23 protein-coding genes, 6 tRNA genes and 1 other RNA gene are annotated in these 26,611 nt (G+C 52.8%); 15 read left to right on the top strand and 15 right to left on the bottom strand.

Features of this window, described 5'->3' with window-relative positions:
• Positions 1 to 7: 7 nt before the first annotated feature.
• From ypdE to glk, 5 genes are all read right to left on the bottom strand, one after another.
• Positions 8 to 1,048: an aminopeptidase gene (ypdE, locus tag BZK42_RS19580; protein WP_080859861.1), complete on the bottom strand. Its 1,041-nt coding sequence runs from the start codon at positions 1,046 to 1,048 to the stop codon at positions 8 to 10.
• Positions 1,048 to 2,133, bottom strand: coding sequence for an aminopeptidase (gene ypdF / locus BZK42_RS19575; RefSeq protein WP_080859859.1), 1,086 nt, complete (start codon positions 2,131 to 2,133; stop codon positions 1,048 to 1,050). The genes ypdE and ypdF overlap by 1 nt, the downstream gene beginning before the upstream one ends.
• A 17-nt stretch (positions 2,134 to 2,150) precedes the next feature.
• Complete coding sequence (locus BZK42_RS19570) at positions 2,151 to 3,398, bottom strand: PTS fructose transporter subunit IIC (protein WP_047499810.1); 1,248 nt, start codon at positions 3,396 to 3,398, stop codon at positions 2,151 to 2,153.
• Between the two features lie 20 nt (positions 3,399 to 3,418).
• A complete protein-coding gene (locus tag BZK42_RS19565) occupies positions 3,419 to 3,745 on the bottom strand; it encodes a PTS fructose transporter subunit IIB (protein WP_003028254.1) in 327 nt (108 codons plus the stop codon).
• A gap of 220 nt (positions 3,746 to 3,965) precedes the next feature.
• Positions 3,966 to 4,931: a glucokinase gene (gene glk, locus BZK42_RS19560; protein WP_016153902.1), complete on the bottom strand. Its 966-nt coding sequence runs from the start codon at positions 4,929 to 4,931 to the stop codon at positions 3,966 to 3,968.
• A 204-nt stretch (positions 4,932 to 5,135) separates the two neighbouring features.
• Here glk and BZK42_RS19555 point away from each other — a divergent pair, with 204 nt between their 5' ends.
• Positions 5,136 to 6,371 carry an ion channel protein gene (locus BZK42_RS19555; protein ID WP_053389666.1) on the top strand — a complete coding sequence of 412 codons (1,236 nt, stop codon included), beginning with the start codon at positions 5,136 to 5,138 and terminating at the stop codon, positions 6,369 to 6,371.
• Here BZK42_RS19555 and BZK42_RS19550 read toward each other — a convergent pair whose 3' ends face one another.
• Positions 6,372 to 8,024 carry an alpha-keto acid decarboxylase family protein gene (locus BZK42_RS19550; RefSeq protein WP_046275538.1) on the bottom strand — a complete coding sequence of 551 codons (1,653 nt, stop codon included), beginning with the start codon at positions 8,022 to 8,024 and terminating at the stop codon, positions 6,372 to 6,374.
• Positions 8,025 to 8,206: 182 nt separating this feature from the next.
• Here BZK42_RS19550 and mgrA point away from each other — a divergent pair, with 182 nt between their 5' ends.
• From mgrA to BZK42_RS19525, 5 genes are all read left to right on the top strand, one after another.
• Positions 8,207 to 9,205 (top strand): L-glyceraldehyde 3-phosphate reductase, encoded by a 999-nt coding sequence (mgrA, locus tag BZK42_RS19545; RefSeq protein ID WP_016153905.1) that lies wholly within the window; start codon positions 8,207 to 8,209, stop codon positions 9,203 to 9,205.
• Between the two features lie 128 nt (positions 9,206 to 9,333).
• On the top strand, positions 9,334 to 9,663 hold the full coding sequence (ypeC, locus tag BZK42_RS19540; protein ID WP_016153906.1) for a DUF2502 domain-containing protein YpeC: 330 nt from the start codon (positions 9,334 to 9,336) through the stop codon (positions 9,661 to 9,663).
• 402 nt (positions 9,664 to 10,065) lie between these two features.
• A complete protein-coding gene (locus BZK42_RS19535) occupies positions 10,066 to 11,625 on the top strand; it encodes a PTS transporter subunit EIIC (protein WP_080859857.1) in 1,560 nt (519 codons plus the stop codon).
• 16 nt (positions 11,626 to 11,641) lie between these two features.
• A complete protein-coding gene (locus tag BZK42_RS19530) occupies positions 11,642 to 12,994 on the top strand; it encodes a class-II fumarase/aspartase family protein (RefSeq protein ID WP_080859855.1) in 1,353 nt (450 codons plus the stop codon).
• Complete coding sequence (locus BZK42_RS19525) at positions 12,987 to 14,198, top strand: N-acetylglucosamine-6-phosphate deacetylase (protein WP_080859853.1); 1,212 nt, start codon at positions 12,987 to 12,989, stop codon at positions 14,196 to 14,198. Before BZK42_RS19530 ends, BZK42_RS19525 begins: the two co-directional genes overlap by 8 nt.
• Here BZK42_RS19525 and BZK42_RS19520 read toward each other — a convergent pair.
• The 3 genes from BZK42_RS19520 to BZK42_RS29720 form a co-directional block, all read right to left on the bottom strand.
• Positions 14,191 to 15,738, bottom strand: a complete 1,548-nt coding sequence (locus BZK42_RS19520) for a BglG family transcription antiterminator (RefSeq protein WP_080859852.1) — start codon at positions 15,736 to 15,738, stop codon at positions 14,191 to 14,193. The two genes, BZK42_RS19525 and BZK42_RS19520, sit on opposite strands and share 8 nt — an antisense overlap.
• Positions 15,739 to 15,821: 83 nt before the next feature.
• Entirely contained in the window at positions 15,822 to 17,060 is a 1,239-nt protein-coding gene (locus BZK42_RS19515) for an Nramp family divalent metal transporter (protein ID WP_016153911.1), read from the bottom strand.
• A complete protein-coding gene (locus BZK42_RS29720) occupies positions 17,057 to 17,131 on the bottom strand; it encodes a hypothetical protein (protein WP_418135078.1) in 75 nt (24 codons plus the stop codon). The genes BZK42_RS19515 and BZK42_RS29720 overlap by 4 nt, the downstream gene beginning before the upstream one ends.
• 273 nt (positions 17,132 to 17,404) lie before the next feature.
• Between BZK42_RS29720 and nupC the strand changes: the two genes are divergently transcribed.
• Positions 17,405 to 18,607, top strand: a complete 1,203-nt coding sequence (gene nupC / locus BZK42_RS19510; RefSeq protein WP_016153912.1) for a nucleoside permease NupC — start codon at positions 17,405 to 17,407, stop codon at positions 18,605 to 18,607.
• 153 nt (positions 18,608 to 18,760) lie between these two features.
• Here nupC and BZK42_RS19505 read toward each other — a convergent pair.
• Both BZK42_RS19505 and BZK42_RS19500 read right to left on the bottom strand, forming a co-directional pair.
• Positions 18,761 to 18,836 (bottom strand) — tRNA-Ala (locus BZK42_RS19505).
• A gap of 42 nt (positions 18,837 to 18,878) precedes the next feature.
• Positions 18,879 to 18,954 (bottom strand) — tRNA-Ala (locus tag BZK42_RS19500).
• A gap of 221 nt (positions 18,955 to 19,175) precedes the next feature.
• Between BZK42_RS19500 and BZK42_RS19490 the strand changes: the two genes are divergently transcribed.
• Together BZK42_RS19490 and BZK42_RS19485 are read left to right on the top strand one after the other, a co-directional pair.
• Positions 19,176 to 19,538, top strand: a complete 363-nt coding sequence (locus BZK42_RS19490) for a YfeC-like transcriptional regulator (RefSeq protein ID WP_016153913.1) — start codon at positions 19,176 to 19,178, stop codon at positions 19,536 to 19,538.
• Position 19,539: 1 nt separating this feature from the next.
• Positions 19,540 to 19,932, top strand: coding sequence for a MerR family transcriptional regulator (locus BZK42_RS19485; RefSeq protein WP_016153914.1), 393 nt, complete (start codon positions 19,540 to 19,542; stop codon positions 19,930 to 19,932).
• A 56-nt stretch (positions 19,933 to 19,988) separates the two neighbouring features.
• Here the strand turns inward: BZK42_RS19485 and gltX are convergent, their stop codons facing one another.
• Positions 19,989 to 21,404: a glutamate--tRNA ligase gene (gene gltX, locus BZK42_RS19480; RefSeq protein WP_005130009.1), complete on the bottom strand. Its 1,416-nt coding sequence runs from the start codon at positions 21,402 to 21,404 to the stop codon at positions 19,989 to 19,991.
• 258 nt (positions 21,405 to 21,662) lie between these two features.
• Here gltX and BZK42_RS19475 point away from each other — a divergent pair.
• The 5 genes from BZK42_RS19475 (at position 21,663) to BZK42_RS19455 (ending at position 22,216) form a co-directional block, all read left to right on the top strand.
• A tRNA-Val gene (locus BZK42_RS19475) sits at positions 21,663 to 21,738 on the top strand.
• Positions 21,739 to 21,784: 46 nt separating this feature from the next.
• Positions 21,785 to 21,860 (top strand) — tRNA-Val (locus BZK42_RS19470).
• Between the two features lie 46 nt (positions 21,861 to 21,906).
• Positions 21,907 to 21,982, top strand: a tRNA-Val gene (locus BZK42_RS19465).
• 4 nt (positions 21,983 to 21,986) lie between these two features.
• Positions 21,987 to 22,062: transfer RNA gene (locus BZK42_RS19460), tRNA-Lys, on the top strand.
• Positions 22,063 to 22,091: 29 nt separating this feature from the next.
• Positions 22,092 to 22,216: non-coding RNA, RtT sRNA (locus tag BZK42_RS19455), on the top strand.
• Positions 22,217 to 22,296: 80 nt separating this feature from the next.
• Here the strand turns inward: BZK42_RS19455 and BZK42_RS19450 are convergent.
• Entirely contained in the window at positions 22,297 to 23,223 is a 927-nt protein-coding gene (locus BZK42_RS19450) for a LysR family transcriptional regulator (protein ID WP_016153919.1), read from the bottom strand.
• Positions 23,224 to 23,312: 89 nt separating this feature from the next.
• Here BZK42_RS19450 and BZK42_RS19445 point away from each other — a divergent pair, with 89 nt between their 5' ends.
• Positions 23,313 to 24,311: a bile acid:sodium symporter family protein gene (locus tag BZK42_RS19445; RefSeq protein WP_080859851.1), complete on the top strand. Its 999-nt coding sequence runs from the start codon at positions 23,313 to 23,315 to the stop codon at positions 24,309 to 24,311.
• Here BZK42_RS19445 and BZK42_RS19440 read toward each other — a convergent pair.
• Both BZK42_RS19440 and ligA read right to left on the bottom strand, forming a co-directional pair.
• Positions 24,308 to 24,526: a DUF3820 family protein gene (locus BZK42_RS19440; RefSeq protein WP_016153921.1), complete on the bottom strand. Its 219-nt coding sequence runs from the start codon at positions 24,524 to 24,526 to the stop codon at positions 24,308 to 24,310. The two genes, BZK42_RS19445 and BZK42_RS19440, sit on opposite strands and share 4 nt — an antisense overlap.
• A gap of 1 nt (position 24,527) precedes the next feature.
• Positions 24,528 to 26,543: an NAD-dependent DNA ligase LigA gene (gene ligA / locus BZK42_RS19435; RefSeq protein ID WP_080859849.1), complete on the bottom strand. Its 2,016-nt coding sequence runs from the start codon at positions 26,541 to 26,543 to the stop codon at positions 24,528 to 24,530.
• Positions 26,544 to 26,611 lie beyond the last annotated feature (68 nt).

Here is a 26,611-nt window from a genome sequence, read left to right as displayed (position 1 = left end):
CGCGAAATCAGCACCTGAAATCCGTCAGATGAACCACGGTTTCGCACGTAAGATGTGAAAGAAGAGCCGACAACAACTGCTGCGTCTGGATGATGTCACGGCAGTCGGCAATCGATGCCGCGCAGTGTCCATGCCGCGTAGCTGGCCCCATGACAACCGTGGGGATCCCCGTGCCGCTTACGTGCACCGCCCCGCCGTCAGTGCCGCCGTTACTGAACATGTCAAGCTGCAGGGTAATGCCCGCATCGGTGGCCACGCTTTCAACCCACGCGGTCAGCTTTGGCGAGGCAATCAGCGATTTATCGCTTAACACCAGCATCGGGCCATTACCAATCTGCCGATGGTTGGCCGCACCATGATCAAAGTTTTTGGCCCAGCAGGCGGTATCCAGCACGATCGCCACATCCGGGGCGACCGCACGTGCTGCTGTTTGTCCTCCGCGCAGTCCCACTTCTTCACTGGAACTGGCCACCAGCCAGACCTCGCATGGGAGAATGGCGTTATGCCATTCGCGCAGCAGCGCCACCAGCAAATAACATCCAAGTCGATCATCAAAGGCTTTGCCCATGACTCGCTGGTGCGGCAAAACCTGAAACGTCGTGTCAAAGGTGACGCGATCGCCAGGGCGTACGCCGGCCTGAAGTACCTCGTCATAAGACCGCGCGCCAATGTCCACCTGCAGCGCACTGACGTCATTACCGCTGCGCTCTCCGTCGAGCAGACCGGGAATTTTGCTCTCTTCACGGGTGGTGATCCGCACTGGCTGCAATTGCCTGGCCGCCATACGCACATTGCCCACCGGCAATACATCGATCGCTCCTTCGCTGGAAATACTGCGCACGATAAATCCCACTTCATCCATATGCGCGCAGATCATTACCTTCGGACCGGTTGATTCATTCAGACGGATCAGCACCGATCCCAGGCCGTCAAAGCGCACCTCTTTATGCAAACGATCCGCCTCTTCAAGCAGGATCTGCCGCACTTCCTGTTCTGAAGAGGCGATCGCGTCCGCCTCACTCAGCGCCTTCAGTAGCGATAAGTCCATTACGCTTCTCCCGTGTGTAACAATGTCTTCGCCATGGTGTAGAGCACCTCGCCGCCGTCTGGCGTAACCAGCACCACATCCTCAATACGCACGCCTCCCTGCCCCGGCAGATAAATACCTGGCTCAACGGTGAGCAGCATGCCAGCCGCCAGAGGCGTCGCGTCGGTGGGGGAAAAACGGGGATTTTCATGCACCTCAATGCCGATAGCGTGTCCGGTATTGTGACCAAACTCATCGCCATAACCCGCCAGCGTAATGACCTGCCTGGCTGCGGCGTCAACCTCATGGCAACGCCGACCTGGTCGAATTGCTGCCACCGCCGCACGCTGCGCCGCCAGGACAATCTGATACACGGAAAACAGCGGGCTTTCTTCCGCTGGCTGGTTTGCGTCTGGGATGCGAAATGTTCTCGTCATATCCGAACAATAGCCCTGATACTGCGCGCCAAAATCCAGCGTGATGAACTCACCCGCCTCGACACGCTTGTCGCTGGCTTTACCGTGCGGCAGCGCGCCGCGCCAGCCGCTGGCGACAATGGTGTCAAAAGAGGGTTTGTCTGCACCGAGCGTGCGCATGTACCACTCCAGTTCAGCGGCGATTTCGCGCTCACTGAGACCAGGTTGAATAAAGCGGCGAATATGTTCAGCACTAAGGTCAGCTATCCGGCAGGCTTCGCGAATGCAGGCTATCTCCTGCGCCGTTTTTACCTGCCGGAGCACATCCGGCACGGCACTCACTAGTCGGGCACGCAGTTTGCCCGACCATCCATTCACCGTATTCCAGCTTACCTGCTCGCCTTCAAATCCCACCGTCTGCAGCTTTTCGTCAGCAATAATGTGATTCACCCGTGAATACAGCGTCTGCGCGCCATCAAGTAGATGGATCTGATAGCCCTGAGTACGCGTGGCAACATCGGTGTAGTAACGGGCGTCGACCAGAATATGCGCGCTTTGATGGCTGATAAACACAAACCCTGAACCGCTGGAGATCCCCATATGCGGCTGTTTATTCTGCCGCGATGACAGCAGCATCGCATCGAGATGTTGCGCCGTTAGCCAGTCACGCAGCGAGGCAAGTAAGCTCATGGTCACAATCCTTCTAATCAGAGGCTTTCAATCAGCAATTTGCCTTTGCGGTACATCATGTTGCGCAGGAACACCACCATCAGCGCCGTAATCACCGCACCTAACAGGATCCCCGCCATATAGACGCCGAGGTTAGTGACCAGCGGCCATGCCCAGATAGCCGATTCAGGGAACCACTGCACCGCCCCCAGCCAGACGGCAGCCGTCGATCCGACAATAGCGCCAACCATATAGGATGGAATTGCCGTGATGGGGCTTTCCAGCGCAAACGGGATTGCCCCTTCGCTGATGCCCATAAATGCGAGGAACATTGCCGTTTTCCCTTGCGGGTAGAGCTGTGCGCTGAACAGGCGTTTGCCGGTTAAGCGCCGATCGAGAAGCGTAGCCAACCCGAGGCCAATTGGAGGAATCACGATGGCAATAGAGCGTGCGGTTACCGGCAGAACGTGATCGGTAGTAAAGCTGAAGGCGACAAATCCTGCGGCTTTATTAATCGGACCGCCGAGGTCAATCGCCGTTGCCGCAGAAATCCCCATCGCGTACATCAGCGTGCCTTTCTCTCCAGCCGCCGTCAGCAGTGAACGAATTCCGCCGTTGATCCACCCGCCAAACGGCGTTATCACGTAATACATCGCCAACATGACGAAGATCGCGGAAAGAATGGGCAGTAAAAAGGTGGTTTTGAATGCCAGCAGGAAATCAGGCAACTGGATTTTTTGGTTCATCCACTTAACCAGATACCCGGCGACAATCGAGATAATCAGCGCGCCAATAAAGGTTGACGGGACGGGAGCACTGGTTGCCCATTGCAGCGTCGCTGGGTCAAAATTCAGTATCTGCGTGGGCTGAGTGGACATCAGTCCACCAATGAACCCAGCCGGAAACGCCAGCTTACCGCCGATAGAGTTGGCGACAAACGCGGCAAACATCGGAATAGCAAAACCAAACAGCACGCCGCCAAAAGATTGCGACAGCCAGGCAAACTTCAGTAATGAGAGATTAAAACCGCTGAATTTTCCGCTGTTCAGCGCATCCATGATGCCGGTGTCAGCAGGTATATCGAGCCAGCTATAGGCGATCAGTTGCGAGAAGGCGAGAATTACCCCGCCCATAATTAACGTCGGTACCATGCGCGAAATACCCGACATCACATGCTGCGGAAGTTCGCCCCAGAAGCTATTGTGGGAGGCCGGTGGATTTTTTATTGCCGCTGCCGCACCAGATGCACCAGGCACAACGGTTGCACTGCGTTTTTTAATGGCCATACGTAATTCCCTGTCGATGATTATTGTTGTTCAGCGGCAACCATCTCTTCGATCTCTTTGATGATGCCGGCTGCATTTTTTATCGCGTCCTGTAACGTAATTTCGTAAACGTCACGCGACTCAAAACGCTCGTTATCTTCCGGAGTAACGGCAACAGAATGGATGATCAATGTTGCCTCAGCGATATCCTGCGCCGTCAGGCGATTTTGAATTCCGTCCGCACCCTGGGTTTCAATTTTCACTTCATAACCCGCTTCAACCGCGGCTTCTTCCAGCGCCTGAGCCGCCATAAAGGTATGGGCCAGCCCCATTGGGCACGCGCAAACGGCAATCAGTTTTTTGCTCATAATCATTTCCTCGTAATAGTTAACGAGTGAAATTATGGTCCGGGGAAAGTAACGACCGTTATCAGACAAATAATGCTTTTACTGGACAAATAATCCCGCCATTCGGAAATGTGACGAAGGTCGGAAAGGCGGGCGGCAGGCATAAAAAACCGCGTAATAAACGCGGTTTTGCGGGATATATGTAAGCCGGATAAGCGCTGTGCACCGTCCGGCGTTGGCCTTACAAAATATGACCCAGCGTCTGGCGCAGATGCGCACCGGAACCAAGCAGGCCCGGGTTATCATGCACGATCAGATATACCGGAATATCCTGTACGTAGGCTTTAAAACGCCCCTTATCCTCAAAACCACCACGGAAACCCGAAGCTTTAAAGAAGTCGAGGAAGCGCGGTACGATGCCGCCAGCGATGTACACACCGCCAAACGTGCCCAGCGTTAACGCCAGATCGCCGCCAAAACGCCCCATGATGACGCAGAACAGCGACAGCGCGCGACGACAGTCGATACAGGAATCAGCCAGCGCACGCCCGGTGATATCCTTCGGCTGCAGATTTTCCGGCAGGCGCCCGTCTGATTTGACGATGGCGCGATACAGATTAACCAGCCCCGGACCTGACAGTACGCGCTCTGCGGAAACGTGACCAATTTCCGCACGCAGGACCTCAAGGATAATCCCTTCTTCTTCGCTGTTAGGCGCAAAATCCACGTGACCGCCTTCACCAGGCAGGCTCACCCAGCGTTTATCTACATGCACCAAATGCGCCACGCCGAGTCCGGTACCTGCGCCATAGACAGCAATCGGTTTACCTTCAACAGGTTCCGCACCGCCAAACTGGATCAAATGCTCTTTCTTCAGCATCGGGATCGCCATCGACACGGCGGTGAAATCATTGATGATTTCCAGATGGCTGAAGCCCAGATTTTTTTTCATCTCAGCAATAGAGAATGCCCAGGTATGGTTGGTCATTGCCACCCAGTCACCGGTTATCGGACAGGCAATGGCAATACAACCATCCTCGACGCTGACGCTATGCTCATCCAGGTATACGCGTACTACCGCCTCGAGGCTTGGGTAATCCAGCCCGGAATAGGTTTTTGCCTGCGAAATCTCGCCGCTGGCAATGTCGCACAGAGCAAGACGCGCGTTGGTGCCGCCAACATCACCTACTAAAGCATATTTTGTCATTCTTCCACTGCTCCGCTAAAGTCAGAATAAATCTTTGCCACACTGTAAATTCATGGGGGCATAACAACAACGCCCTGAAGGCTGATGCCCGTGGAAAATCGATCCAGATCACATAATTACTTTATCGTTTCAGCACCATTTGCAGCGATGCGGTTGCGCAGGCTGTGCAAACTATGTCTATGACTCTGTTTTAAGGAATAGAATATGCTTCATCCACGAGCCAGAACGATGCTCTTGCTATCAACTCCTGCGCTAATTATTGGTATTGCCTCCAGCCTGGTGTTGATCGTTGTGATGAAAGTGGCGTCCGTTTTACAGCAATTTTTGTGGGAACGCCTGCCCGTTAGCATCGGTATTGCCCAGGACTCTCCGCTGTGGATTATCGGCATGCTGACGCTCACGGGGATTATGGTCGGGTTAGTTATTCGCTACAGCCAGGGTCACGCGGGACCGGATCCTGCCTGTGAGCCGTTAATTGGAATGCCGGTCCCCACCTCAGCAATTCCGGGCTTGCTGGCAGCGCTCATCCTCGGCCTGGCGGGTGGCGTCAGTTTGGGTCCGGAACACCCGATCATGACCGTGAATATCGCACTGGCTGTGGCGCTCGGCAGCCGTATGTTTCCCCGCATTGCTAAGCTGGACTGGACCATCCTCGCCTCTGCCGGCACCATCGGCGCGCTATTTGGCACCCCCGTTGCCGCCGCGCTGGTCTTTTCACAAACGCTGAATAGCTCGGACAATGTTCCTTTGTGGGATCGCCTGTTTGCACCGTTAATGGCCGCCGCCGCGGGCTCGCTGACCACCAGTCTGTTTTTTCACCCCCATTTTTCACTGCCCATCGCGCACTACACGCAGATGCACGTGATCGATATCCTCAGCGGTGCGGTCGTTGCCGCCATCGCCATTGCCGCCGGGATGGTGGCTGTCTGGTGTCTGCCGCGTTTACACCATTTAATGCATCGATTGAAACACCCGGTCCTGATTCTTGGGGCTGGCGGCTTAATCCTCGGCATTTTAGGCGTTATCGGCGGACCGCTTACCTTGTTTAAAGGACTGGACGAAATGCAGCAAATGGCATTTAGCCAGACGCTGGGAGCATCGGATTATTTCATGCTCGCCGTGATCAAATTGGCGGCATTAGTGGTTGCAGCTGCGAGTGGTTTTCGCGGCGGGCGAATTTTCCCGGCAGTATTCGTTGGGGTCGCGCTTGGCCTGATGCTGCACGCCCACGTTGAAGCGGTGCCAGCGGCCATTACCGTCTCCTGCGCGATTCTTGGACTGGTGCTGGTCGTCACCCGTGACGCCTGGCTGAGCCTGTTTATGGCAGCAGTGGTGGTGCCAGATTCCACCCTGCTGCCGCTACTGTGCATCGTCATGCTGCCCGCCTGGCTGCTGCTGGCGGGCAAACCGATGATGATCGCCGAGCGTACCGATAAGTAGTTAGCCTCCGTTACGCGTTTCCAGCGCACGGGTCACCGTGCGCAATAGCTCAGGAAGATCGGCTTTCGGTAGCACCACCTCAATTAACGACAATCGTTGCGGATGGGACAAACGGGCCAGCACTTCTTCCAGTTGTACCGCCTGCTCCACACGCCAGCACTCCGCCTGACATTCACGACGAAACGCCTGCGGCACCTGCGTCCAGTTCCAGGCGGCGATATCGTTATAGCGCTGATTTGCCCCATGTATAGCCCGCTCCACGGTATAGCCGTCATTATTTAGCAGCAAAATAACGGGAGATTGCCCGTCTCTGAGCATAGAGCCCAGTTCCTGAATGGTGAGCTGCGCCGCACCATCGCCAATAATCAGGATCACCCGGCGGTCCGGGCAGGCGGTTTGCGCGCCAAATGCAGCCGGGAGCGCGTAGCCGATAGACCCCCACAGCGGCTGAACCAGCACCTCCGCTCCACCGGGTAGCATGAGCGCAGCCGCGCCAAATGCAGCGGTCCCCTGGTCGACGAGGATAATGTCATTGGGCGCCAGATACTGCTGCACCGTATGCCAGAAATTTTCCTGCGTCAGAGGTCCCTTCTCAACCTGAATACGCCTAACTGGCGGGCGTTCTGGCGGCAGTGAAAAGGACATCTCCAGACACAGCTCCCGCAAGGTGGTTACCGCCTGCTCCATCGGGACGTTAAACCAACGGTTTCCAATCCGTGAGGCATGTGGCTGCACCTCAATCGTGCGCTCCTGTGGTAACTGTTGCGTAAACCCGGCGGTCAAAGTGTCAACAAATTGTGTGCCAACACATACTATCGTGTCGGCATCTTCTATCGCCTGACGTACATAGTCGCTGCTGGCTCCAGCGCTGTAGGTGCCGACAAACGCCGGATGACGCTCATCGAATAGCCCTTTGCCCATCAACAACGTGGCGTGGGCCATCGGCGTTTCCGCCATCCAGCGTTGCAATACCGGCTGCAGGCCAAAGCGTTGCGCGAGAACGTCTGCCAGAAGCGCTACGCGCGGGCTGTCCAGTAACCGCTCGCGGGCATGGTAGCGAAACGCTTCTGCCACGCTGCTTTCTGGCTCGCTCAGAGGAACAATCAGGATGTCATTCGGCGGCGTGGTCCGCTGTTTTGCCACATCAGCAGGTAACATCAGATAGCCCGGTCTGCGTTCGATGAGCATTGTTCGCAGCACGCGGTCAATTTCATAACAGGCGTTTTGTTCATCCAGCACTGCGCTGGCCGTCGTCACCGCCTGCTGCATACGATAAAAATGCTGAAAATCACCGTCCCCAAGGGTGTGATGCATCAACTCCCCGCGACGTTGGGCACCACGACAGGGCGCGCCAACAATATGCAAAACAGGAACATATTCCGCATAGCTTCCCGCGATACCGTTAATCGCGCTTAACTCACCCACGCCAAACGTGGTGAGCAGCGCCCCCACCCCGGATACCCGGGCATAGCCATCCGCAGCATAAGCCGCATTCAACTCGTTCGCACACCCGACCCAACGTACGCTGGGATGTTCAATCACGTGGTCAAGAAACTGCAAATTATAATCGCCAGGCACACCAAAGAGATGGCCAACACCACAGCCTGCCAGCCTGTCCAGCAGATAATCAGCAACGGAATACGGGGTTTGCATGACAGCTTTCCTTCTGACGGTAACCTCATGTTGAGTATCGAAGAACTGTGATGACTGTCCAGGAAAGTCGCTGTGAAGGGGGTGGAAAGCAAGATGTACAGTTTTCATCCCTAAATTTAATTGCAGCTGGCCTTGTGTAAACGTATACACTCAAAGTCACACCTTATCTGACAGGAGGCTATATGGCTTATCAGGCTGCTGAAAATCGTTATCAGACAATGGAGTACCGCCGCTGCGGTCAGAGCGGCCTCAAGCTCCCGATTGTATCACTGGGGTTGTGGCACAATTTTGGTGATACCACGCAGGTCGAGAACAGTCGGGCGCTGTTACAGCGTGCATTCGATCTGGGGATCACCCATTTTGATCTGGCGAATAACTATGGTCCACCGCCGGGTTCAGCGGAGCGAAATTTTGGTCGCATCCTGCAGGAAGATTTTTTACCGTGGCGAGATGAGCTGATCATCTCCACCAAAGCGGGTTACACCATGTGGGAAGGCCCTTATGGGGACTGGGGTTCACGCAAATACCTGATTGCCAGCCTCGATCAAAGCCTGAAGCGTCTGGGGCTGGAGTATGTCGATATCTTCTACCACCATCGCCCCGACCCTGAAACACCGCTCAGAGAAACCATGCGTGCACTGGATCATATCGTCCGTCAGGGCAAAGCGCTGTACGTAGGCCTCTCTAACTATCCGGCTGAACTTGCCCGGCAAGCGATTGAAATACTCGACGATTTAGGTACGCCATGCCTTATTCATCAGCCCAAATATTCTATGTTTGAGCGTTGGGTCGAAGAGAGCCTGCTGTCGCTTTTACAGGAAAAAGGCGTCGGTAGTATCGCCTTCTCACCGCTGGCTGGCGGGCAGTTAACCGACCGCTATCTGAACGGTATTCCTGCGGATTCTCGCGCCGCAAGCACCAGCCGTTTTCTGAATCCGGACCAGATCACCCCACAAAAACTGGAAAAAGTTCGAGCGCTGAACGCACTGGCAGAGCGACGGGGACAAAAGCTGTCTCAGATGGCGCTCGCGTGGGTTCTCCGGGAAGACAAGGTCACGTCTGTGCTGATTGGTGCCAGTAAACCGGCGCAAATTGAAGATGCCGTCGGCATGCTGGCAAACCGTCACTTTACGCCTGAAGAGTGCGCGGAGATTGATGCCATTCTGAGTCGGTTGAAATAAAGACACATTTATTAACAAAAAGTGCTCTCACTTGCGATTTAAGAGTTGTGGCGATGAAACGGGGCTTTACTGCCCCGTAATATTACGTTAACAGGCCGGCTACGGCTCGATCGTGAAGGAGAGAAAACATGTTCAGGTCACTGATTCTGGCGGCAGTCTTAATGGCTTTTACACCGCTGGCCGCGAACGCTGGCGAAATCACCCTGCTGCCATCAATAAAATTGCAAATTGGCGATCGCGATAATTACGGTAACTACTGGGATGGCGGCCGCTGGCGCGACCGGGATTACTGGCACCATAACTATGAGTGGCGCAAAAATCGCTGGTGGCGTCATGACAACGGCTACCATCGTGGCTGGGATAAACGCAAAGCTTATGAACGCGGCTACCGAGAAGGCTGGAATGACCGTGACGACCATCGCGGTCGTGGGCGCGGCGGTCACGGGCATCGTCATTAAGAAAAGGAACCTGTGGTAACAGAGAATTTTTAACAATGGCAAAGGGTTCCGTTCACCGTATGTTCATTGTTTCTCTGAACCCCTCATTCCCGTAACGGGCAAGGGAGGCTCACCGTCTCCCTTGCCACCCAGGCTTCCGGCAGGAAAAATCGTCACTTCGTGATCCATTCGCCTTATGTCGTCTTCCTTCGGATCGCTTCAGTACGCTGACTTTCAGTTCAATCCGTTTCGCTTTAATAAAAAATACCTTTGCAGCTAATCAATCCTTAAGTGACCAGCATTAACCTGCAGGCTGCTTTTTTATGGTCAAATCCTGCGCTTTTTATTTTTCACTATTTGCCCTTGAGCAAAAATCTCCTGAACGTATCTTATCCTCAAGAGAATTCACGTCAGGATTAACTTATGAATGCTAATTTTAAGAATGAAATTCAGACATTCGGTCGATCGCTATTATTACCGATCGCCGTACTGGCGCCTGTGGGGATGGTCATGGGAATTAGCGCTGCGTTAGGGCAGAGCTATATGATTGATAAACTCCCCTTTCTGGGCAATGAAATTTTCAGAGCAATTCTCTCTTCTCTGGGATTAATCAGCAGCGTCGTTTTTAATAATATTCCTTTACTGTTCGCGATGGGTGTCGCCTACGGTATGTCTAAAAAAGAAAAAGGGATTGCTGTATTTGCGTCCGTCGTGGCTTACCTGACTCTGCTTATCGCCATGCATGTGCATCTTAAGCTGGCGGGTACGCTGGCGAAAGAGGATATGGCTTTGGTCGGACAGGGAATGGTATTAGGTATTCAGACGCTGAAAATCGAAGCGCTGGGCGGCATTATTGCCGGGCTGCTGGCAGCTAAAATAACCGACCGTTTTTACCGGCTGCAATTACCTCTCGCTTTCGCCTTTTTCAGCGGTAAAAAATCCGTCGCGATCTTAGCCATTGCTTTTTCCATTCCCGTCGGCTTGATCATTCCTTTTATCTGGGATCTGTTTACCGCAGGTATGCGCGCCATATCAACAATAATGATGGCACCCAACATTGGTGCAGGTATCTATATGACGCTCAATCGCCTGCTGATCCCGTTTGGCCTGCACCACGTCCTCAGTTCCACCGTGCGTTTCACCGCGGCAGGCGGTACGTACCTGATTGACGGGCAGACCTATGTCGGTATTTTACCCGCTATCAATAAAATCCTGTTTGAGCTTGGTCCCACCCATCCGGCCTGGAAAGAGTATATGCCGACGCTCACCAGCTATCTTGCCTCATCACAAATGCTCACGACGCTGTTCCGCGTTCCGGCGATTGGTCTGGCGATGTACCACATGGCCTATTTCAAGAATAAGAAATTTGCCAAAGGGATGATCCTGACCGTGGTGCTGACCGCCATGCTGGGGAATATTACCGAACCGCTGGAGTTCTCCTTCCTGTTTATCGCGCCAAAACTCTTTATTATCTATGCGGTACTCTGTGGCTTATTGACCATTCCACTGCAATTACTGGAAGTCTCCATCGGCTATATTCGCGGCACTATTTTTGATTTTGGTATTTTCGGTTTGATGTATGAACACACCCAATGGATTAATTTAATTATCCTCGGCGTGATTAACTTTGTTGTCTTCTATTTCGTCTTCCGCTTTGCGATCGGTAAATTTGATATTAAGACCCCAGGCCGCGAGAGTGAAATCGCTGACAGCACCTTACTGAACAATAAAGAGTACGACAAAGTCGCCGAACTGGTGATTCAGGGGCTGGGCGGGACAGAAAATATCAAGCGCGTTGAAAACTGCGTTTCACGGTTACGTATTGATTTGAAAGATCAGAAAAAAATGGACATGGCCATTCTTAAAGAATCTGGCTCGCTGGGAACCTTTATCCCCTCCAGCAACCATGTTCATGTGGTATTCGGCCCACACGTAGAATTTGTCCGTAACGCGGTAGACGACCGCCTCGTCGGTGCGAAATAAATTCAAGGAGATAGTAATGCGTGCACTGTATGATTCAAAAAGCAAAACGATCGACGATCGAGGAATGAAATCTCTGCTCGCGCAGCCAGCGCGGGTACAGTCATGGCTCGATGTTGAAGCCGCCCTGGCTCAGGCTCAGGCCGGACACGGCATGATCCCCGCCAGCGCTGCAGTCAATATTACCGCTAACTGCCACGTGGATAAGATTGACCTGACGGAAATGGAACGCCTGCTGCGCGAGATTGGTCACGGCTTCGTTCCGGTCATCAAAGTGCTGGTCAAAGCCTGTGACAGTGAAAGCGGAAAATACGTGCATTACGGCGTCACCACGCAGAATATTCAGCAAACAGCACAGCTTTATCTGGCAAAGCAGTTCGATACCATCATGCAGGGTTTTGTGGACGATATTCTGCGTAACCTGGCAAAGATGGCATCTGACCATAAAGCAACGATTATGGCCGGACGTACCCACGGTAAGCACGCGCTACCCATAACCTGGGGCTATAAAGCCGCCGTGTGGATTGATGAGTTACTGAGCGCCCAGCAGCGCATGCGGGAAGCGGAAAAACGCGTCTTTACCGTGATGATGGGGGGAGCCGTGGGCGCCTTCCACGCAACCGGTGAAACCGGCCGCCGGGTTCAGGATAGCGTTGCCCAAAAGCTGGGAATGCATTCAATGGCGATTCCCTCCCGCAACTCGCGCATTTACCGCACTGAATACATTAGTAATTTGTGCCTGCTGGCGACGACGTTACACAAAATAGCCGAAGAGGTTTATCAGACCTCAAGCGAAGAGTTTGCCGAAGTTTCAGAAGCCTTTACTAAAGGCACCGTTGGCAGCAGCACCATGCCGCAAAAAGTGAATCCTAAACTGGCGAAGGGGATCATCGCCAACGCGCAGAAATTGTACTCAGTAATGACCTCCTGCCTGTATGTCAGCCCACGTCCCTTCGAAGCAGACAGCTCCGCTTACTTTATCTTTGACGGTAATATCCAGGAGAGTATGGAGCTAATGGCTGAGATTGTGATGCGAGCCGAAGAGTTGACGCGAACGCTAGTCATCAATCCTGGGCGTATGCGCCAGAATGTGCAGTTAACGCATGGTCTTATTAATAGCGAAAAAATCATGATGCAGCTGGTGGAAAGGCTGGGCAAAGATGCCGCACATGAACGCGTCTACCAACTGGCAATGCGCAGCACGCATGAAGGCATCCCCTACGCTGATGTGCTGCGTGATGACCCTCTTATTCGCCAGCACTTTAGCGACTCAGAAATTAATACGCTGCTGGATCCTGCTCACTACATCGGCCTTTGCGTAGAAATCGCCGAGGAAACGGCCGCTCGCGTATGGGAGAAAGACAATGGCTGATCCCCTGCTTTCTCTGGCAAGTGAACGCATTGTCACCCCGAATGGAATCGAAAGCGGCTATCTGCATATTGAAAGCGGACGTATTTCTGGCCTCGACAGTACGCCACGCGGAAAAATCGTCGATTATCGCCATGCCATGCTGATGCCCGGTTTTGTGGATATTCACGTTCACGGCTGGGGGAGAGGGTCGTTTGCCTGGAGAGGTGAACGCCGTTCTTTGCAGGCGATGAGCCGGGATCTGGTTAACGCCGGGGTTACCGCGTGGCTTGCAACATCAGCCACCCAGCCGGAAACGTTCTTGCTGGAGAGTCTTTCCACCGCCGCGGACTGGATTGCAGACGCAAAAGCGGAAGATGGTGCCGAAGCGGTGGGTATTCATATGGAAGGCCCCTTTATTAACCCTGCATACAGCGGAATGCAGAGCAAGGACGCAATCCAACCACCCGATATCGAAGGGTTCAAACGCTATCAGCACGCCGCGAGGGGAAATATCCGTCTGATGACGCTCGCACCCGAACTGCCGGGCGCCCTGGCGCTAATCCGCTATTTACGCCAGTCAGGCGTCACCGTGTCAGCCGGTCATACCGACGCCACCTTTGATGAAACCACCCTCGCCATTGAAGCCGGTTTAACCCACTTTACCCATGCCTTTAGCGCCATGCGCGGGCTGCATCACCGGGAGCCTGGCGTGGTGGGGGCGCTGATGTACCATCAGAATACGTATGCCGAAGTGGCAAAGCAGAGCGGGATTACGTTGCGACCAGAAGTGTTCGACATTCTTTATCGGTTGAAAAAAGATCGCCGGTTGGTCATGGTCAGCGATTGTCTGGGATATGTGGATTTTCCCGAAGGATCAGAATTCCACCATTACCTGCGCCAGGAGACGTTTCGTATTCACAATCATTGTCTTGAAATCACCGACCACAGCGGAAAGACCCGAACGGTTTCACCCACGGAGTGGTCCGAAGTGTGCAAACTGGAGATGAGCTTTCTGGACTCCGTGAAAAATGTGGTCGACAGGCTGGAAAACGGCTGGGTTTCAGCCGCGCAGATTGCCTGCCTTAATCCGGCAATCCTGGCTGGTGTTGACGCGAGAAAAGGCAGCCTGACGTCAGGAAAAGATGCCGATATTCTCGTGTTGGGTGCAGAGTTAAACCTGGAAGCCGTCTGGTGTCGCGGCGTTTCGCAACCTCTGGCTAAATAAAAATATCACTGTAATGCGTATCAAGAAAAATTTTTAACGCCTCCTGGCTCATTCCCTGAACCTGCTGAATAAAGTCCTCAGCAGGTATTTTTTTGCGCGCGGAGGGAAGTCCATTTTCGCGTAATAACAGGAGATCGTCCTGCGTGAGCCAGAAATTCACTTTGACATAATCCAGCCCGGCGTAGCGGAGATGACTCGATATCTTGTTTGTAAAGGTAATCAGCAGGTCGAATTCGAGCTGCTGAAGCCGCGCAATCTCATTGATGTTGATGCAGGCGGGGATTTCAATATGGAAGCGGGAGAAAAGCATCTCTTTAAAATAGCCGACCTTACTCTCTGACGAGTTCGTCACAATAATGACCCGCTTTTTCTTATCGCCAACAACCCGATTTTTGAGCGCATACTTTTTGATAATCAGCACCAGGGTTGCCAGGTGAATAGCAGAAAAGGTCGTTTGCCAGTTATGTTCAATCTCTTTCACCGCATACTGGACATGTTCCCATAGCTCAGGATAGCGTCGCTGGACATCATGGAGCTTTTTATCATCGAACCAGAGATGAAATTTATTCTGGATGATGGCGGCATAGATAAAATTATAAATCTCCGCAAACCAGGCGTGCTGATTGTGAATGGTGTTTTCCAGACATCCGGCTAAAGCGTGACAGGTGCGCTTAACGTAAGAGACCAGCCGGGCGTCGTATAATGTGAAGGGGCGATGAGTAAACGTCAGTGAAGCAATCAGCAGATCCAGACAGATATTTTCATCCGCATCAGGCAATACGGCATAAGGAAAGGTTGTCAAAAACTCAGCCGCCGAACTCTCCGTAATTCTGTGTCCCCTGCGGATACGGTGCAGGGCAAGGCTAAGATAGACCAATAAGTATTTTCTGCCGTTATATCCCAGGGCGATGACTGGACTGATTTTATCTTCGTAATAGTCTGCCGCCTGGTTTATCTCTGCAGCACACTCATGAAGAAACTGTTCGGCAATTGAACGGCCTGTCGGCTCATTGGCCTGGTGGGCGATTAGTCGGTGATCCTCACCAATTTCGACCGTTTTTAGTATCGTCATGCACGCCGCCAGCCGCAGCTGGAACTCATCCCCCGCAAGCCGGGAGCCCTTACGCGGGATACTTTGCACAATCAGATCGCGTTCCTGCACCAGGCTCATCATGACGGGATTATCATTTTTTACCGTTCCCGCACTGACATAAAATTTTTTGTAATAATCATTTTTATTCACCACATCGTGCAAACAGAGCGCCACAAAGAGATCCTTCACCCTCTCTTCTGCCGTAGTAATATAGCGATTAAACTGGACGCGCGCTAAAAACTGTCGGTATTCGCTGTAGCCAATCCGGGTGGTAATAAACTGATTATCCTGATGTAGCTGGACATTTTCTGGCAGAAGTTCATTGAGCTCTTTCATTGTCCGTTTTAGCGTGGAGAGCGTTTTACCGAAACGCTCGACGGCCTCTTCAACGGGGAGCGGACTGTTGTCCTGGAGATATTTCAGGAAAGAGAGATCAAAGTGATTCATGAACGCCTGCCAGTTAATTATGCAGGGCACATAATAGAGGAAAACCTCAATTAAAACCGTGACCCGTCGCGAGTCACGGTTGATTATAGCCCCATCGCCGTGCCTGCCAGTAGCCAGAGATTGAGCGCCACGACCAGTATCACAATGACCCAGCCAATCTGTTTAACGCAACGACGATTGACCAGATCCCCCATCAGCTTACTGTCGCTGGTGAAGATCAGCAGCGGCACCAGCGCCAGCGCGATACCAAAACTGAGCAACACCTGACTCATCACCAGAATACGGGTCGGATCCAATCCCATCAGAATCACAATAAATGATGGCATCATGGTGACGGTACGGCGTACCCATAGCGGAATGTGAAAACGGATAAACCCTTGCATCACCACCTGCCCCGCCAGCGTACCGACCACGGTAGAAGAGAGTCCCGCAGCCACCAGGCTTAAACCAAACACCGTCGCTGCCGCGTGACTCAACAACGGTTCAAGGGTCAGATACGCCTGATCGAGATCGGCAATACCGGTATGCCCGCTAAAATGAAATGCGGCGGCAGCCGTCGCCATCATCGCCAGATTGACAAATCCGGCAATCGTCATGGCGATAGCCACATCCCATTTAGTGGCCGCATAGCGCTGTTGGCGTGTTCCGCCGTGCAAATGCTGAGTTAAGGAAGAGTGCAGATAAATGACGTGCGGCATGATAGTCGCACCGAGCACCCCAGCGGCCAGGAACACCGCTTCGGAATTAGGCAGGCTTGGGATCACCATTCCCTTACTAAGCTGCGCGAAGTTCGGTTGGGAAAAAACCAGCTCCACAATGTAAGCCGCGGCCACAAACAGCAGCAGGCCGCCAATCACCTTTTCCAGCGGTTTTTGACCGCGACGCTGCAGCATCAGAATTAAGAACGTCGCGATACCGGTGAGTACGGCCCCTTGCAATAAGGAGACGCCGAGGATCAGTTTGAAGCCAATCGCAGCGCCAATAAATTCAGCAAGGTCTGTTGCCATAGCGATAATTTCTGCCTGCACCCAGTAGAACCACACCACCGGGCGAGGATAATGATCGCGAATTTGCTCCGCCAGGTTTTTACCCGTAGCAATACCGAGTTTTGCCGACAGCACCTGAATCAGCATCGCCATCAGGTTTGCCCAGACCACCACCCACAGCAATTGATAACCAAAGCTGGCCCCTGCCTGGATATTGGTGGCGAAGTTACCCGGATCGATATAACCGATCGCCGCGATGAACGCAGGTCCCATTAATGCGAGCTTCAACTTGCGCGCTGCCCGCCCACTGCTACTCTCAACGCGATCGTTAGTCATTTTAATGCCTCAGAAACATAGCCTTTGCTATGTTTCAAGCTACGCCTACTGAGAATGATTATCAAATTCATTTTGATGGGTGACGTTGATTTCTCTGATAGCGTTTGTCTATGGATCGATAAGGATTCTGGAAATACCGGCGAGATGTTTAATTATTGTTATGAGAATAGCACAATGACATAACTTTTCACTTCCATACTAAACATAACGGAAGTGTATCACCGATCACTAATTTTGAATCTCGTCACAGGTCCTTATTATAGTGTGTGTTTGATCTCGTTTTCTTTATGGTTGTTACATAGAATGTGCACGAAAACTAAACCTGCCTCATATTTGGAGCAAATATGGACCGCGTTCTTCATTTTGTCCTGGCCCTTGCCGTGGTTGCGGTACTCGCACTGCTGGTAAGCAGTGACCGTAAAAAAATCCGCATTCGTTATGTTATTCAATTGCTTGTTATCGAAGTGTTACTGGCATGGTTCTTCCTGAACTCTGATGTCGGTCTGGGCTTCGTGAGAGGCTTCTCCGAGATGTTTGAGAAACTGCTCGGGTTTGCTAATGAAGGGACTAACTTTGTCTTCGGTAGCATGAACGATAAAGGCCTGGCATTCTTCTTCCTGAAAGTGCTTTGCCCGATCGTCTTCATCTCCGCCCTGATCGGTATTTTGCAGCATATCCGCGTACTGCCGGTAATCATCCGCGCGATTGGTTTCCTGTTATCCAAAGTAAACGGTATGGGCAAACTGGAATCCTTCAATGCCGTCAGCTCTCTGATCCTGGGTCAGTCTGAGAACTTTATCGCCTATAAAGATATTCTCGGCAAAATGTCTCGCAACCGTATGTACACCATGGCAGCAACGGCGATGTCGACCGTTTCCATGTCTATCGTCGGCGCGTACATGACCATGCTTGAGCCGAAATACGTGGTTGCGGCGCTGGTTCTGAACATGTTCAGCACCTTTATCGTGCTGTCGCTGATCAACCCTTACCGCGTTGATGCCAGCGAAGAAAATATCCAGATGTCTAACCTGCACGAAGGCCAGAGTTTCTTCGAAATGCTGGGTGAATACATTCTGGCTGGTTTCAAAGTGGCAATTATCGTTGCGGCGATGCTGATTGGTTTCATCGCGCTGATCGCTGCCCTGAACGCCCTGTTCGCCACCGTGACCGGTTGGTTTGGCTACAGCATCTCCTTCCAGGGCATCCTGGGTTACATCTTCTACCCGGTTGCATGGGTAATGGGTGTGCCGTCCAGCGAAGCGCTGCAGGTGGGCAGTATCATGGCGACTAAACTGGTTTCCAACGAGTTCGTTGCGATGATGGATCTGCAGAAAATCGCCGCTACGCTCTCCCCGCGCGCAGAAGGCATCCTGTCCGTGTTCCTGGTTTCCTTCGCTAACTTCTCTTCCATCGGTATTATCGCCGGTGCGATTAAAGGCCTGAACGAAGAGCAAGGTAACGTGGTTTCTCGCTTTGGTCTGAAGCTGGTGTACGGCTCTACGCTGGTGAGCGTACTGTCTGCATCTATCGCCGCACTGGTGCTGTAAGCGTAAGACAACATCGCAGTGATAAGACCGGGGAGATTCATATTCTCCCCGGTTTTTTTATGCCTGCGATTCAGCAAACCAAAGAGATAAAGAGTAAGAACTGGCAGGATGCAGAAACAAAAAACCCCCGCTTTTCAGCGAGGGTTTAAATTTTGGTGGAGCTAAGCGGGATCGAACCGCTGACCTCTTGCATGCCATGCAAGCGCTCTCCCAGCTGAGCTATAGCCCCACGATGCTTTTACGTACGTACCAAATTCATTGGGATTAAATTTGGTGGAGCTAAGCGGGATCGAACCGCTGACCTCTTGCATGCCATGCAAGCGCTCTCCCAGCTGAGCTATAGCCCCATTACGTAAAGCTTGTCGAGTTGACGGGCGGCATCATATGAATTCCCTTCGCGTGTGTCAACGGCAAAATTAACTCATAGAATTCAATCGCTGAAAAAGCAGTCAAATGAAGAACATTGCGTAACAACTCGCATTCAGTAGTTAAACGCGTCACGGTTTCTACTAAAATGGTGCTATAAAATGAACCACTAATTAACCCCACGACTATTCAGGGAATCGTTATGTTCAAGGAACGGATGACGCCAGAAGAACTTGCTAATCTGACCGGATACAGCCGACAGACCATCAATAAATGGGTGCGCAAAGAAGGTTGGGCGACATCACCAAAACCAGGCGTTCAGGGCGGTAAAGCCCGGCTGGTTCACGTCACCGAACAAGTTCGTGAATACATTCGCAGCGCTGAACGTTCAGCCGAAGGTTTATCAGATAACTTATCGTTATCCGGCGATACCTCTGTTGAAGCGCTGCTGATTAGGCTCGCTAAAGAAATGACGCCGACAGAACAGAAAATGTTTACCTCACTGATCCTGCGTGAAGGCATTACGGGTTTATTACAGCGTTTAGGGATCCGCGAAAACAAATAATATGAAAAAATTACGCAGCAAAATGACGACCGAAGAGCTGGCGGAATGTCTCGGGGTTGCCAAACAAACCGTCAATCGTTGGATCAGAGAACAAAACTGGACTACCGAAAAGTTTCCCGGCGTTAAAGGTGGTCGTGCCAGACTGATTCATATTGACTCCAGCGTCCGCGCGTTTCTGCTCAATATTCCCGCTTTTCGCAAAGTTCCTGAAGTTTATCAGGCTGAAGAACCGCTGGCAGAATACACCCATGTAGTACGCAGCCACGCGTGTCGCCAGATAATTAGCGCACTGGACAACATGTCCCCAACGGAACAAGAAAAGCTGGCGATGTATATTTCGCGCGAAGGTATTCGCACTTTTCTTACTCGTTTGGGTATTGATGAGTCTGAATAACAGGCAAAAAAAACGGCAGGATACGCTCCTGCCGTTGTTTCATCGGTCAATCAGTCTTATTGCTGGCTTTCACGCTCAGCAATAAACGCCAGCGCTTTATTAATACGCTCAATGCTGCGGGATTTACCAATCGCATGCACCGTAACGTCTAACGCCGGGGACTGACCCGCGCCGGTAACGGCTACGCGCAGCGGCATCCCGACTTTACCCATGCCAACTTCCAGCTCATCAGCCGTTGCCTGAATCGCATGGTGCACGTTTTCTGCCGTCCACTCGCTAATCGCTGCCAGCTTGTCGCGAACCACTTCCAGCGGCTGACGTGCAACCGGGCGCAGGTGTTTCTTCGCTGCATCAGCGTCGAACTCGGCAAAGTCTTCGTAGAAGTAGCGGCAGCTCTGCGCCATCTCTTTCAGCGTTTTGCAGCGCTCACCGAGCAGTTTAACCAGCTCTGACAGCTGCGGGCCTACGCGGGTATCGATATTTTCCTGCTCAATGTGCCATTGCAGATGGGTTGCTACATATTCCGGCGCCAGCGCATTAATATAGTGATGGTTCAGCCACTGCAGTTTTTCAGTGTTAAACGCACTCGCAGACTTGCTCACCGCACCGAGGGAGAACAGTTTGATCATCTCTTCACGGGTGAAAATTTCCTGATCGCCACTGGACCAGCCCAGACGCACCAGATAGTTCAGCAGCGCTTCCGGCAGGTAACCGTCGTCGCGGTATTGCATAACGCTGACCGCACCGTGACGTTTGGAGAGTTTTTTACCATCGTCACCGTTGATCATTGATACGTGTGCGTAAACTGGCACCGGCGCGTTCAGCGCTTTCAGGATATTGATCTGACGCGGAGTGTTGTTGATATGGTCTTCACCACGAATAACGTGGGTGATTTCCATATCCCAGTCGTCGACAACAACGCAGAAGTTGTAGGTCGGGGAACCGTCGGTACGGCGAATGATCAAATCATCCAGCTCCTGGTTGCTGAATTCGATCGGCCCACGGATCTGGTCGTCAAAAATAACGGAACCGTCCTGCGGGTTGGCAAAACGTACTACGCAAGGTTCATCAGCAGCATGATGCTCGTGGCCGTGGCGGCATCGGCCGTCGTAACGCGGCTTCTCACCGTTCGCCATCTGCTCTTCGCGCAGCGCGTCCAGACGCTCTTTAGAGCAGTAGCATTTATATGCAGTGCCTGCTTCCAGCATTTCATCAATCACCGCGTTGTAGCGATCAAAACGTTTGGTCTGGAAGTACGGGCCTTCATCCCATTCCAGATTCAGCCAGTTCATGCCATCCATAATGGCTTCAATAGCTTCCGGAGTGGAGCGTTCGAGATCGGTGTCTTCAATACGCAGCACAAACTCACCGCCATGGTTGCGTGCAAAAAGCCAGGAATAAAGAGCAGTACGCGCACCGCCGACGTGCAGGTAGCCTGTCGGGCTTGGCGCGAAGCGAGTTTTGATTTTCATGAAATGGCCTTACGTTTATAAAGATGCCGACAACCGGCAAATCCAGGGAAGATTATCAGGCTCGTATTCTATCACCGTGGTCTGATTCCTCAATGTTGTTCAGGTTGGAACATTACGCTTTGCCATTTTCGTATACAAATCATGCCGCACGGATTGTTTTGCGATCGTTTTGTTTAAATTTACGACGAACGAACAATTTCTTTAGAAAATGCGTTGACTCATTTTCAACTCTCCCTATAATGCGACTCCACACAGCGGGGGTGATTAGCTCAGCTGGGAGAGCACCTCCCTTACAAGGAGGGGGTCGGCGGTTCGAACCCGTCATCACCCACCAACTACTTTATGTGGTCTCCGCCGTGTAAAACAAGAAATTGAGAAGTGGGTGATTAGCTCAGCTGGGAGAGCACCTCCCTTACAAGGAGGGGGTCGGCGGTTCGATCCCGTCATCACCCACCACTTTCTCGCCAGCTGGATTTCTTGTTAAAATGTGAAGTACCGAAGTGGGTGATTAGCTCAGCTGGGAGAGCACCTCCCTTACAAGGAGGGGGTCGGCGGTTCGATCCCGTCATCACCCACCACTTCGGGTCGTTAGCTCAGTTGGTAGAGCAGTTGACTTTTAATCAATTGGTCGCAGGTTCGAATCCTGCACGACCCACCAATGTAAAAAGGCGCCCTAAAGGCGCCTTTTTGCTATCTGCAATTTATAAGATTCGAACCTGCAGCAGGTCGAGTCGAACGTAGTGAGACAACGGAGCCGTTTACGGCGACGGCCCGAAGGGCGAGCGAAGCGAGTCATCCTGCACGACCCACCAATGTAAAAAGGCGCCCTAAAGGCGCCTTTTTGCTATGCAGAGAAGAACCATTTCCCCTCTGATAACCATCAGCGTGAGCGTTATAACTGATACAACGGATCGCGGGCGCGGGCTGCGGTTAATTCACTGGCCTGCATACGTACCACATCCCACAGCGCCTGAGCAGCGGTTGATAAAGAGCGGTTTTTACGTCGGGCCAGCATCAGTTGCCGTTCAACAACCGGCGTCAGGCGCTTAACCTGCAAGTGACTGCCCTGCGGTAAGGGGAGCGCCAGCGCGGGCAGCACGCTGATGCCAATCCCCGCCTCAACCATCGGAAACAGCGTGGCGGGATGGCCAATCTCCTGAACGATATTGGCATCAATGGAAAAATGGGCCAGCGCAGCGTCGATCAGCGGTCGACTACCGGAAGCATAATCCTGTAGCACTAGGCGTTCGTGATACAAATCCTGCCAGTTCACCCACTCTCGTTGGGCTAACGGATGATCCTGGCGACACAGCAGCAGGAACGGTTCGGACAGCACGGCTTCACACTGCAAATCGGTGACTGCGCCGGGATCAATCACAATGCCAAAATCCACTTCTCCCTGGCGAATACTCTCCAGCACCCACTGCTGTGGCCGGTCGTGCAGCACAAAATCGATAGCCGGATAAAGCTGATTACTCTGGGCAATACACTGCGGAATAAGATGAGCAGAGATCGTCTGGCTGGCGGCAACCCGCACCGTGCCGGTTAACTGCGTTCCTACCTGTCCGGCTTCGCGCAGCGTGCTGTGCAATTCATCCAGAATACGTTCCAGCCGCGCCGCCAACTGGTGTCCGGCCTCCGTCAGCACCACTTCCCGCGTCGTTCTGTCCAATAACCGCACACCCGTCTGCCCTTCCAGCTCTTTTACACTATGGCTGACCGCCGACTGGCTTAAGCCGATGATATCCCCCGCCCGGCTAAAGCTTTTGGCTTGAGCGACGGTGACAAAGATACGCAACTGACGCAGAGAGTAATTCATCTATTCGATTCATATATGGATGCAATAAATCAATTTTATTTCTCAAACGGAAAAAAGCAAAATGTTGCTACCGAATTTCAGGAGTCTTTATGAAACTTTTTCGTATTCTTGATCCTTTCACGATAACGCTGATTACCGTTGTTTTGCTGGCGTCCTTTTTCCCGGCCGAAGGTGGTTTTGTGCCTTTCTTTGAAGGCTTAACCACCGCCGCCATTGCCCTGCTGTTTTTTATGCACGGGGCGAAACTCTCGCGTGAAGCCATTATTGCCGGTGGTAGCCACTGGCGTTTGCATCTGTGGGTGATGTGCAGCACGTTTGTTGTCTTCCCGGTTTTCGGCGTTCTGTTCGCCTGGTGGGCGCCGGTCAACGTAGACCCGATGCTGTACACCGGTTTCCTGTACCTGTGTATTTTGCCTGCCACTGTGCAGTCGGCCATCGCTTTTACGTCGCTGGCGGGCGGTAACGTTGCCGCCGCCGTTTGTTCTGCTTCGGCCTCCAGCCTGCTGGGTATTTTTCTCTCGCCGCTGCTGGTAGGGCTGGTGATGAATATGCACGGCGCAGAAGGCAGCCTGGAGCAGGTGGGAAAAATCATGTTGCAGCTGCTGCTGCCGTTCGTGCTGGGTCACCTTTCACGCCCGTGGATTGGAAACTGGGTTTCTCGACATAAAAAATGGATCGCGAAAACGGATCAATCCTCTATTTTGCTGGTGGTGTACTCCGCCTTCAGTGAAGCCGTCGTTAACGGGATCTGGCACAAAGTGGGGGTGGGTTCACTGCTGTTTATCGTGGTGGTCAGCATCATACTGCTGGCAATCGTGATTGGCATAAATGTCTTTGTTGCGCGCAAATGCGGCTTTAACAAAGCTGATGAAATCACCATTGTATTCTGCGGTTCGAAAAAGAGCCTGGCGAACGGGATCCCAATGGCAAATATTTTGTTCCCAACTTCGGTGATTGGGATGATGGTGCTGCCGTTGATGATCTTCCATCAAATACAGCTAATGGTGTGCGCCGTGCTGGCGCGTCGCTACAAGCAACAGACGGACGCATTGCAGGCGCAACAGAAAAGCCGCGCCGCGAAGGCTTAAAGAGGACGTTTCAGGGGCTGCACCAGTTGCGTCAGCCCCTCAGTTTTAATCAGCAGCGTGATTTGCATCAGCTCGCCAAGCTTGCCCGGCGGGAATTCATCCTTACGGGCAAACCACAGCAGATACTCTTCCGGGACATCAATCAACCGACGCCCTTTATATTTGCCAAAGGGCATCACAGTATTGGCGATGTCAACCAGCTGCTCTTTTTCCATCTCAGGCACCCAATAAGCGGATCATTTCAGCTTCATCGATCACGGCAATACCCAGTTCCTGTGCTTTTGCCAGTTTCGAACCCGCCGCTTCACCGGCAATCACCAGATCGGTTTTCTTCGACACGCTACCGGCCACTTTTGCACCTAACTCGGTCAGCTTCGCTTTGGCGTCATCGCGCGACATCAGGCTCAGGCTCCCGGTCAGCACCACTGTTTTACCTGCGAAGGGGCTGTCGATTTCTTCAGCGTTGATGACCACCGGCGCTGGCCAGTGGATCCCCTGCGCCAGCAGTTGAACAATTACCTCGCGGTTGCTCTCCTCGGCGAAGAAATTAAACACGTGCGTCGCCACCACAATGCCGACATCCGGCACTTTTTGCAGCTCTTCAATGGAAGCGGCTTCCAGCGCGTCGAGCGTGCCAAAATACGCCGCCAGACCTGCAGCCGTGGCTTCGCCGACTTCACGAATGCCTAGCGCATAGAGGAAACGGGCAAACGTGGTTTCTTTCGCTTTTTCCAGCGCGTTGACCACGTTTTGCGCCGACTTCGGCCCCATACGATCAAGCCCCGTCAGTTTACCGGCGGTCAGGGTGAAAAGATCCGCCGGCGTGTGGACATACTCTTTCTCGACCAGTTGATCGATAATTTTGTCGCCCATACCGTCAACGTCGAGCGCGCGGCGGGAAACAAAGTGTTTCAGCGATTCCTTACGCTGTGCTCCACAGATTAAACCGCCGGTGCAGCGAGTGATCGCTTCGCCTTCCACACGTTCAACATCAGAGTTGCAAACCGGACAATGCGCTGGAAACACAATTTCGCGGGTATCTTCCGGGCGTTCAGAAAGCACGACGTTCACCACCTGCGGGATGACATCGCCCGCACGGCGAATGACGACTTTATCGCCAATACGCAACCCCAGACGCTCGATTTCATCAGCGTTATGCAGCGTTGCGTTACTGACCAGCACCCCGGCAACCTGGACCGGCTCAAGGCGAGCGACGGGCGTAATCGCCCCGGTACGTCCAACCTGAAACTCAACATCGCGTACAAAAGTCATCTGCTCCTGCGCCGGGAACTTAAAGGCCACAGCCCAGCGCGGCGCGCGGGCAACAAAGCCCAGTTGCTCCTGCAACGCCATGGAGTTGACTTTGATCACCACGCCATCGATATCAAATCCCAGCGTTGGTCGGTCTTCTTCAACCTTGTGATAGTAAGCAAGTACTTCCTCCGGGGAGTCGCAAAGCGCCACTCTGTCGCTTACCGGCAGGCCCCACTCTTTAAATTGCAGCAGGCGGCCCAGATGGGTATCTGGCAGCGTGCCGCCTTCCAACACACCAACGCCATAGCAGAAGAAAGTAAGCGGTCGCTTCGCTGTGATACGCGGATCGAGTTGGCGCAATGAACCGGCCGCTGCGTTACGCGGGTTAGCAAACACTTTGTTGCCAGTGCGGCGGGCCTCTTCGTTAATTTTTTCAAATCCGGCCTGTGGCAGGAACACTTCACCGCGCACTTCCAGACGTGAAGGGATGTTTTCGCCACGCAGTTTTAACGGGATTGCGCGAATGGTGCGCACGTTAGAGGTAATATCCTCACCCGTGGTGCCATCACCACGCGTTGCAGCGCTGACCAGCACACCGTTTTCATACAGGATACTCACCGCCAGGCCGTCCAGTTTCAGTTCACAGCACCAGGTCAGTTTATCGGTACTCTTTAGCCTGTCCTGCACGCGCTTGTTGAAAGCGAGAAAACTCTCTTCATCAAACACGTTATCCAGCGACAGCATCGGCACTTCATGGCGAATCTGGCTGAACGCGGTTAACGGCGCTGCGCCAACGCGTTGGGTTGGCGAGTCGGGGGTAACAAGGTCCGGATGCTGCGCTTCCAGCTCGCGCAGTTCGCGCATCAGGCGATCGTATTCCGCATCGGGAATTTCCGGCGCGTCCATCACATGGTAGAGATACTCATGATGGCGAAGCGTGGTTCGCAGTTCTGTCAGTTGTTGTTCGATTGATTCCATATCGCACCATCAATGATAAAAAACCCCCGACAGGCGGGGGTTTAGAAAGGAAATGTCACGCCAGAGGA

This window comes from Citrobacter braakii (genome assembly GCF_002075345.1).
GTDB lineage: Bacteria > Pseudomonadota > Gammaproteobacteria > Enterobacterales > Enterobacteriaceae > Citrobacter > Citrobacter braakii.
Note: the sequence above shows the minus strand (reverse complement) of the source record. Positions and strands in the feature narration are given on the sequence as shown.

Coding starts and splice junctions, on each gene's coding strand:
- BZK42_RS19530 (WP_080859855.1), top strand. CDS start 11,642: ATGCGTGCACTGTATGATTCAAAAAGCAAAACGATCGACGATCGAGGA.
- ypdF (WP_080859859.1), bottom strand. CDS start 2,133: ATGAGCTTACTTGCCTCGCTGCGTGACTGGCTAACGGCGCAACATCTC.
- BZK42_RS19515 (WP_016153911.1), bottom strand. CDS start 17,060: ATGACTAACGATCGCGTTGAGAGTAGCAGTGGGCGGGCAGCGCGCAAG.
- BZK42_RS19440 (WP_016153921.1), bottom strand. CDS start 24,526: ATGGAAAAAGAGCAGCTGGTTGACATCGCCAATACTGTGATGCCCTTT.
- BZK42_RS19490 (WP_016153913.1), top strand. CDS start 19,176: ATGTTCAAGGAACGGATGACGCCAGAAGAACTTGCTAATCTGACCGGA.
- ligA (WP_080859849.1), bottom strand. CDS start 26,543: ATGGAATCAATCGAACAACAACTGACAGAACTGCGAACCACGCTTCGC.
- BZK42_RS19450 (WP_016153919.1), bottom strand. CDS start 23,223: ATGAATTACTCTCTGCGTCAGTTGCGTATCTTTGTCACCGTCGCTCAA.
- BZK42_RS19570 (WP_047499810.1), bottom strand. CDS start 3,398: ATGGCCATTAAAAAACGCAGTGCAACCGTTGTGCCTGGTGCATCTGGT.
- glk (WP_016153902.1), bottom strand. CDS start 4,931: ATGACAAAATATGCTTTAGTAGGTGATGTTGGCGGCACCAACGCGCGT.
- nupC (WP_016153912.1), top strand. CDS start 17,405: ATGGACCGCGTTCTTCATTTTGTCCTGGCCCTTGCCGTGGTTGCGGTA.
- mgrA (WP_016153905.1), top strand. CDS start 8,207: ATGGCTTATCAGGCTGCTGAAAATCGTTATCAGACAATGGAGTACCGC.
- gltX (WP_005130009.1), bottom strand. CDS start 21,404: ATGAAAATCAAAACTCGCTTCGCGCCAAGCCCGACAGGCTACCTGCAC.
- BZK42_RS19535 (WP_080859857.1), top strand. CDS start 10,066: ATGAATGCTAATTTTAAGAATGAAATTCAGACATTCGGTCGATCGCTA.
- BZK42_RS19555 (WP_053389666.1), top strand. CDS start 5,136: ATGCTTCATCCACGAGCCAGAACGATGCTCTTGCTATCAACTCCTGCG.
- ypeC (WP_016153906.1), top strand. CDS start 9,334: ATGTTCAGGTCACTGATTCTGGCGGCAGTCTTAATGGCTTTTACACCG.
- BZK42_RS19445 (WP_080859851.1), top strand. CDS start 23,313: ATGAAACTTTTTCGTATTCTTGATCCTTTCACGATAACGCTGATTACC.
- BZK42_RS19485 (WP_016153914.1), top strand. CDS start 19,540: ATGAAAAAATTACGCAGCAAAATGACGACCGAAGAGCTGGCGGAATGT.
- BZK42_RS19565 (WP_003028254.1), bottom strand. CDS start 3,745: ATGAGCAAAAAACTGATTGCCGTTTGCGCGTGCCCAATGGGGCTGGCC.
- BZK42_RS19520 (WP_080859852.1), bottom strand. CDS start 15,738: ATGAATCACTTTGATCTCTCTTTCCTGAAATATCTCCAGGACAACAGT.
- BZK42_RS19525 (WP_080859853.1), top strand. CDS start 12,987: ATGGCTGATCCCCTGCTTTCTCTGGCAAGTGAACGCATTGTCACCCCG.
- ypdE (WP_080859861.1), bottom strand. CDS start 1,048: ATGGACTTATCGCTACTGAAGGCGCTGAGTGAGGCGGACGCGATCGCC.
- BZK42_RS19550 (WP_046275538.1), bottom strand. CDS start 8,024: ATGCAAACCCCGTATTCCGTTGCTGATTATCTGCTGGACAGGCTGGCA.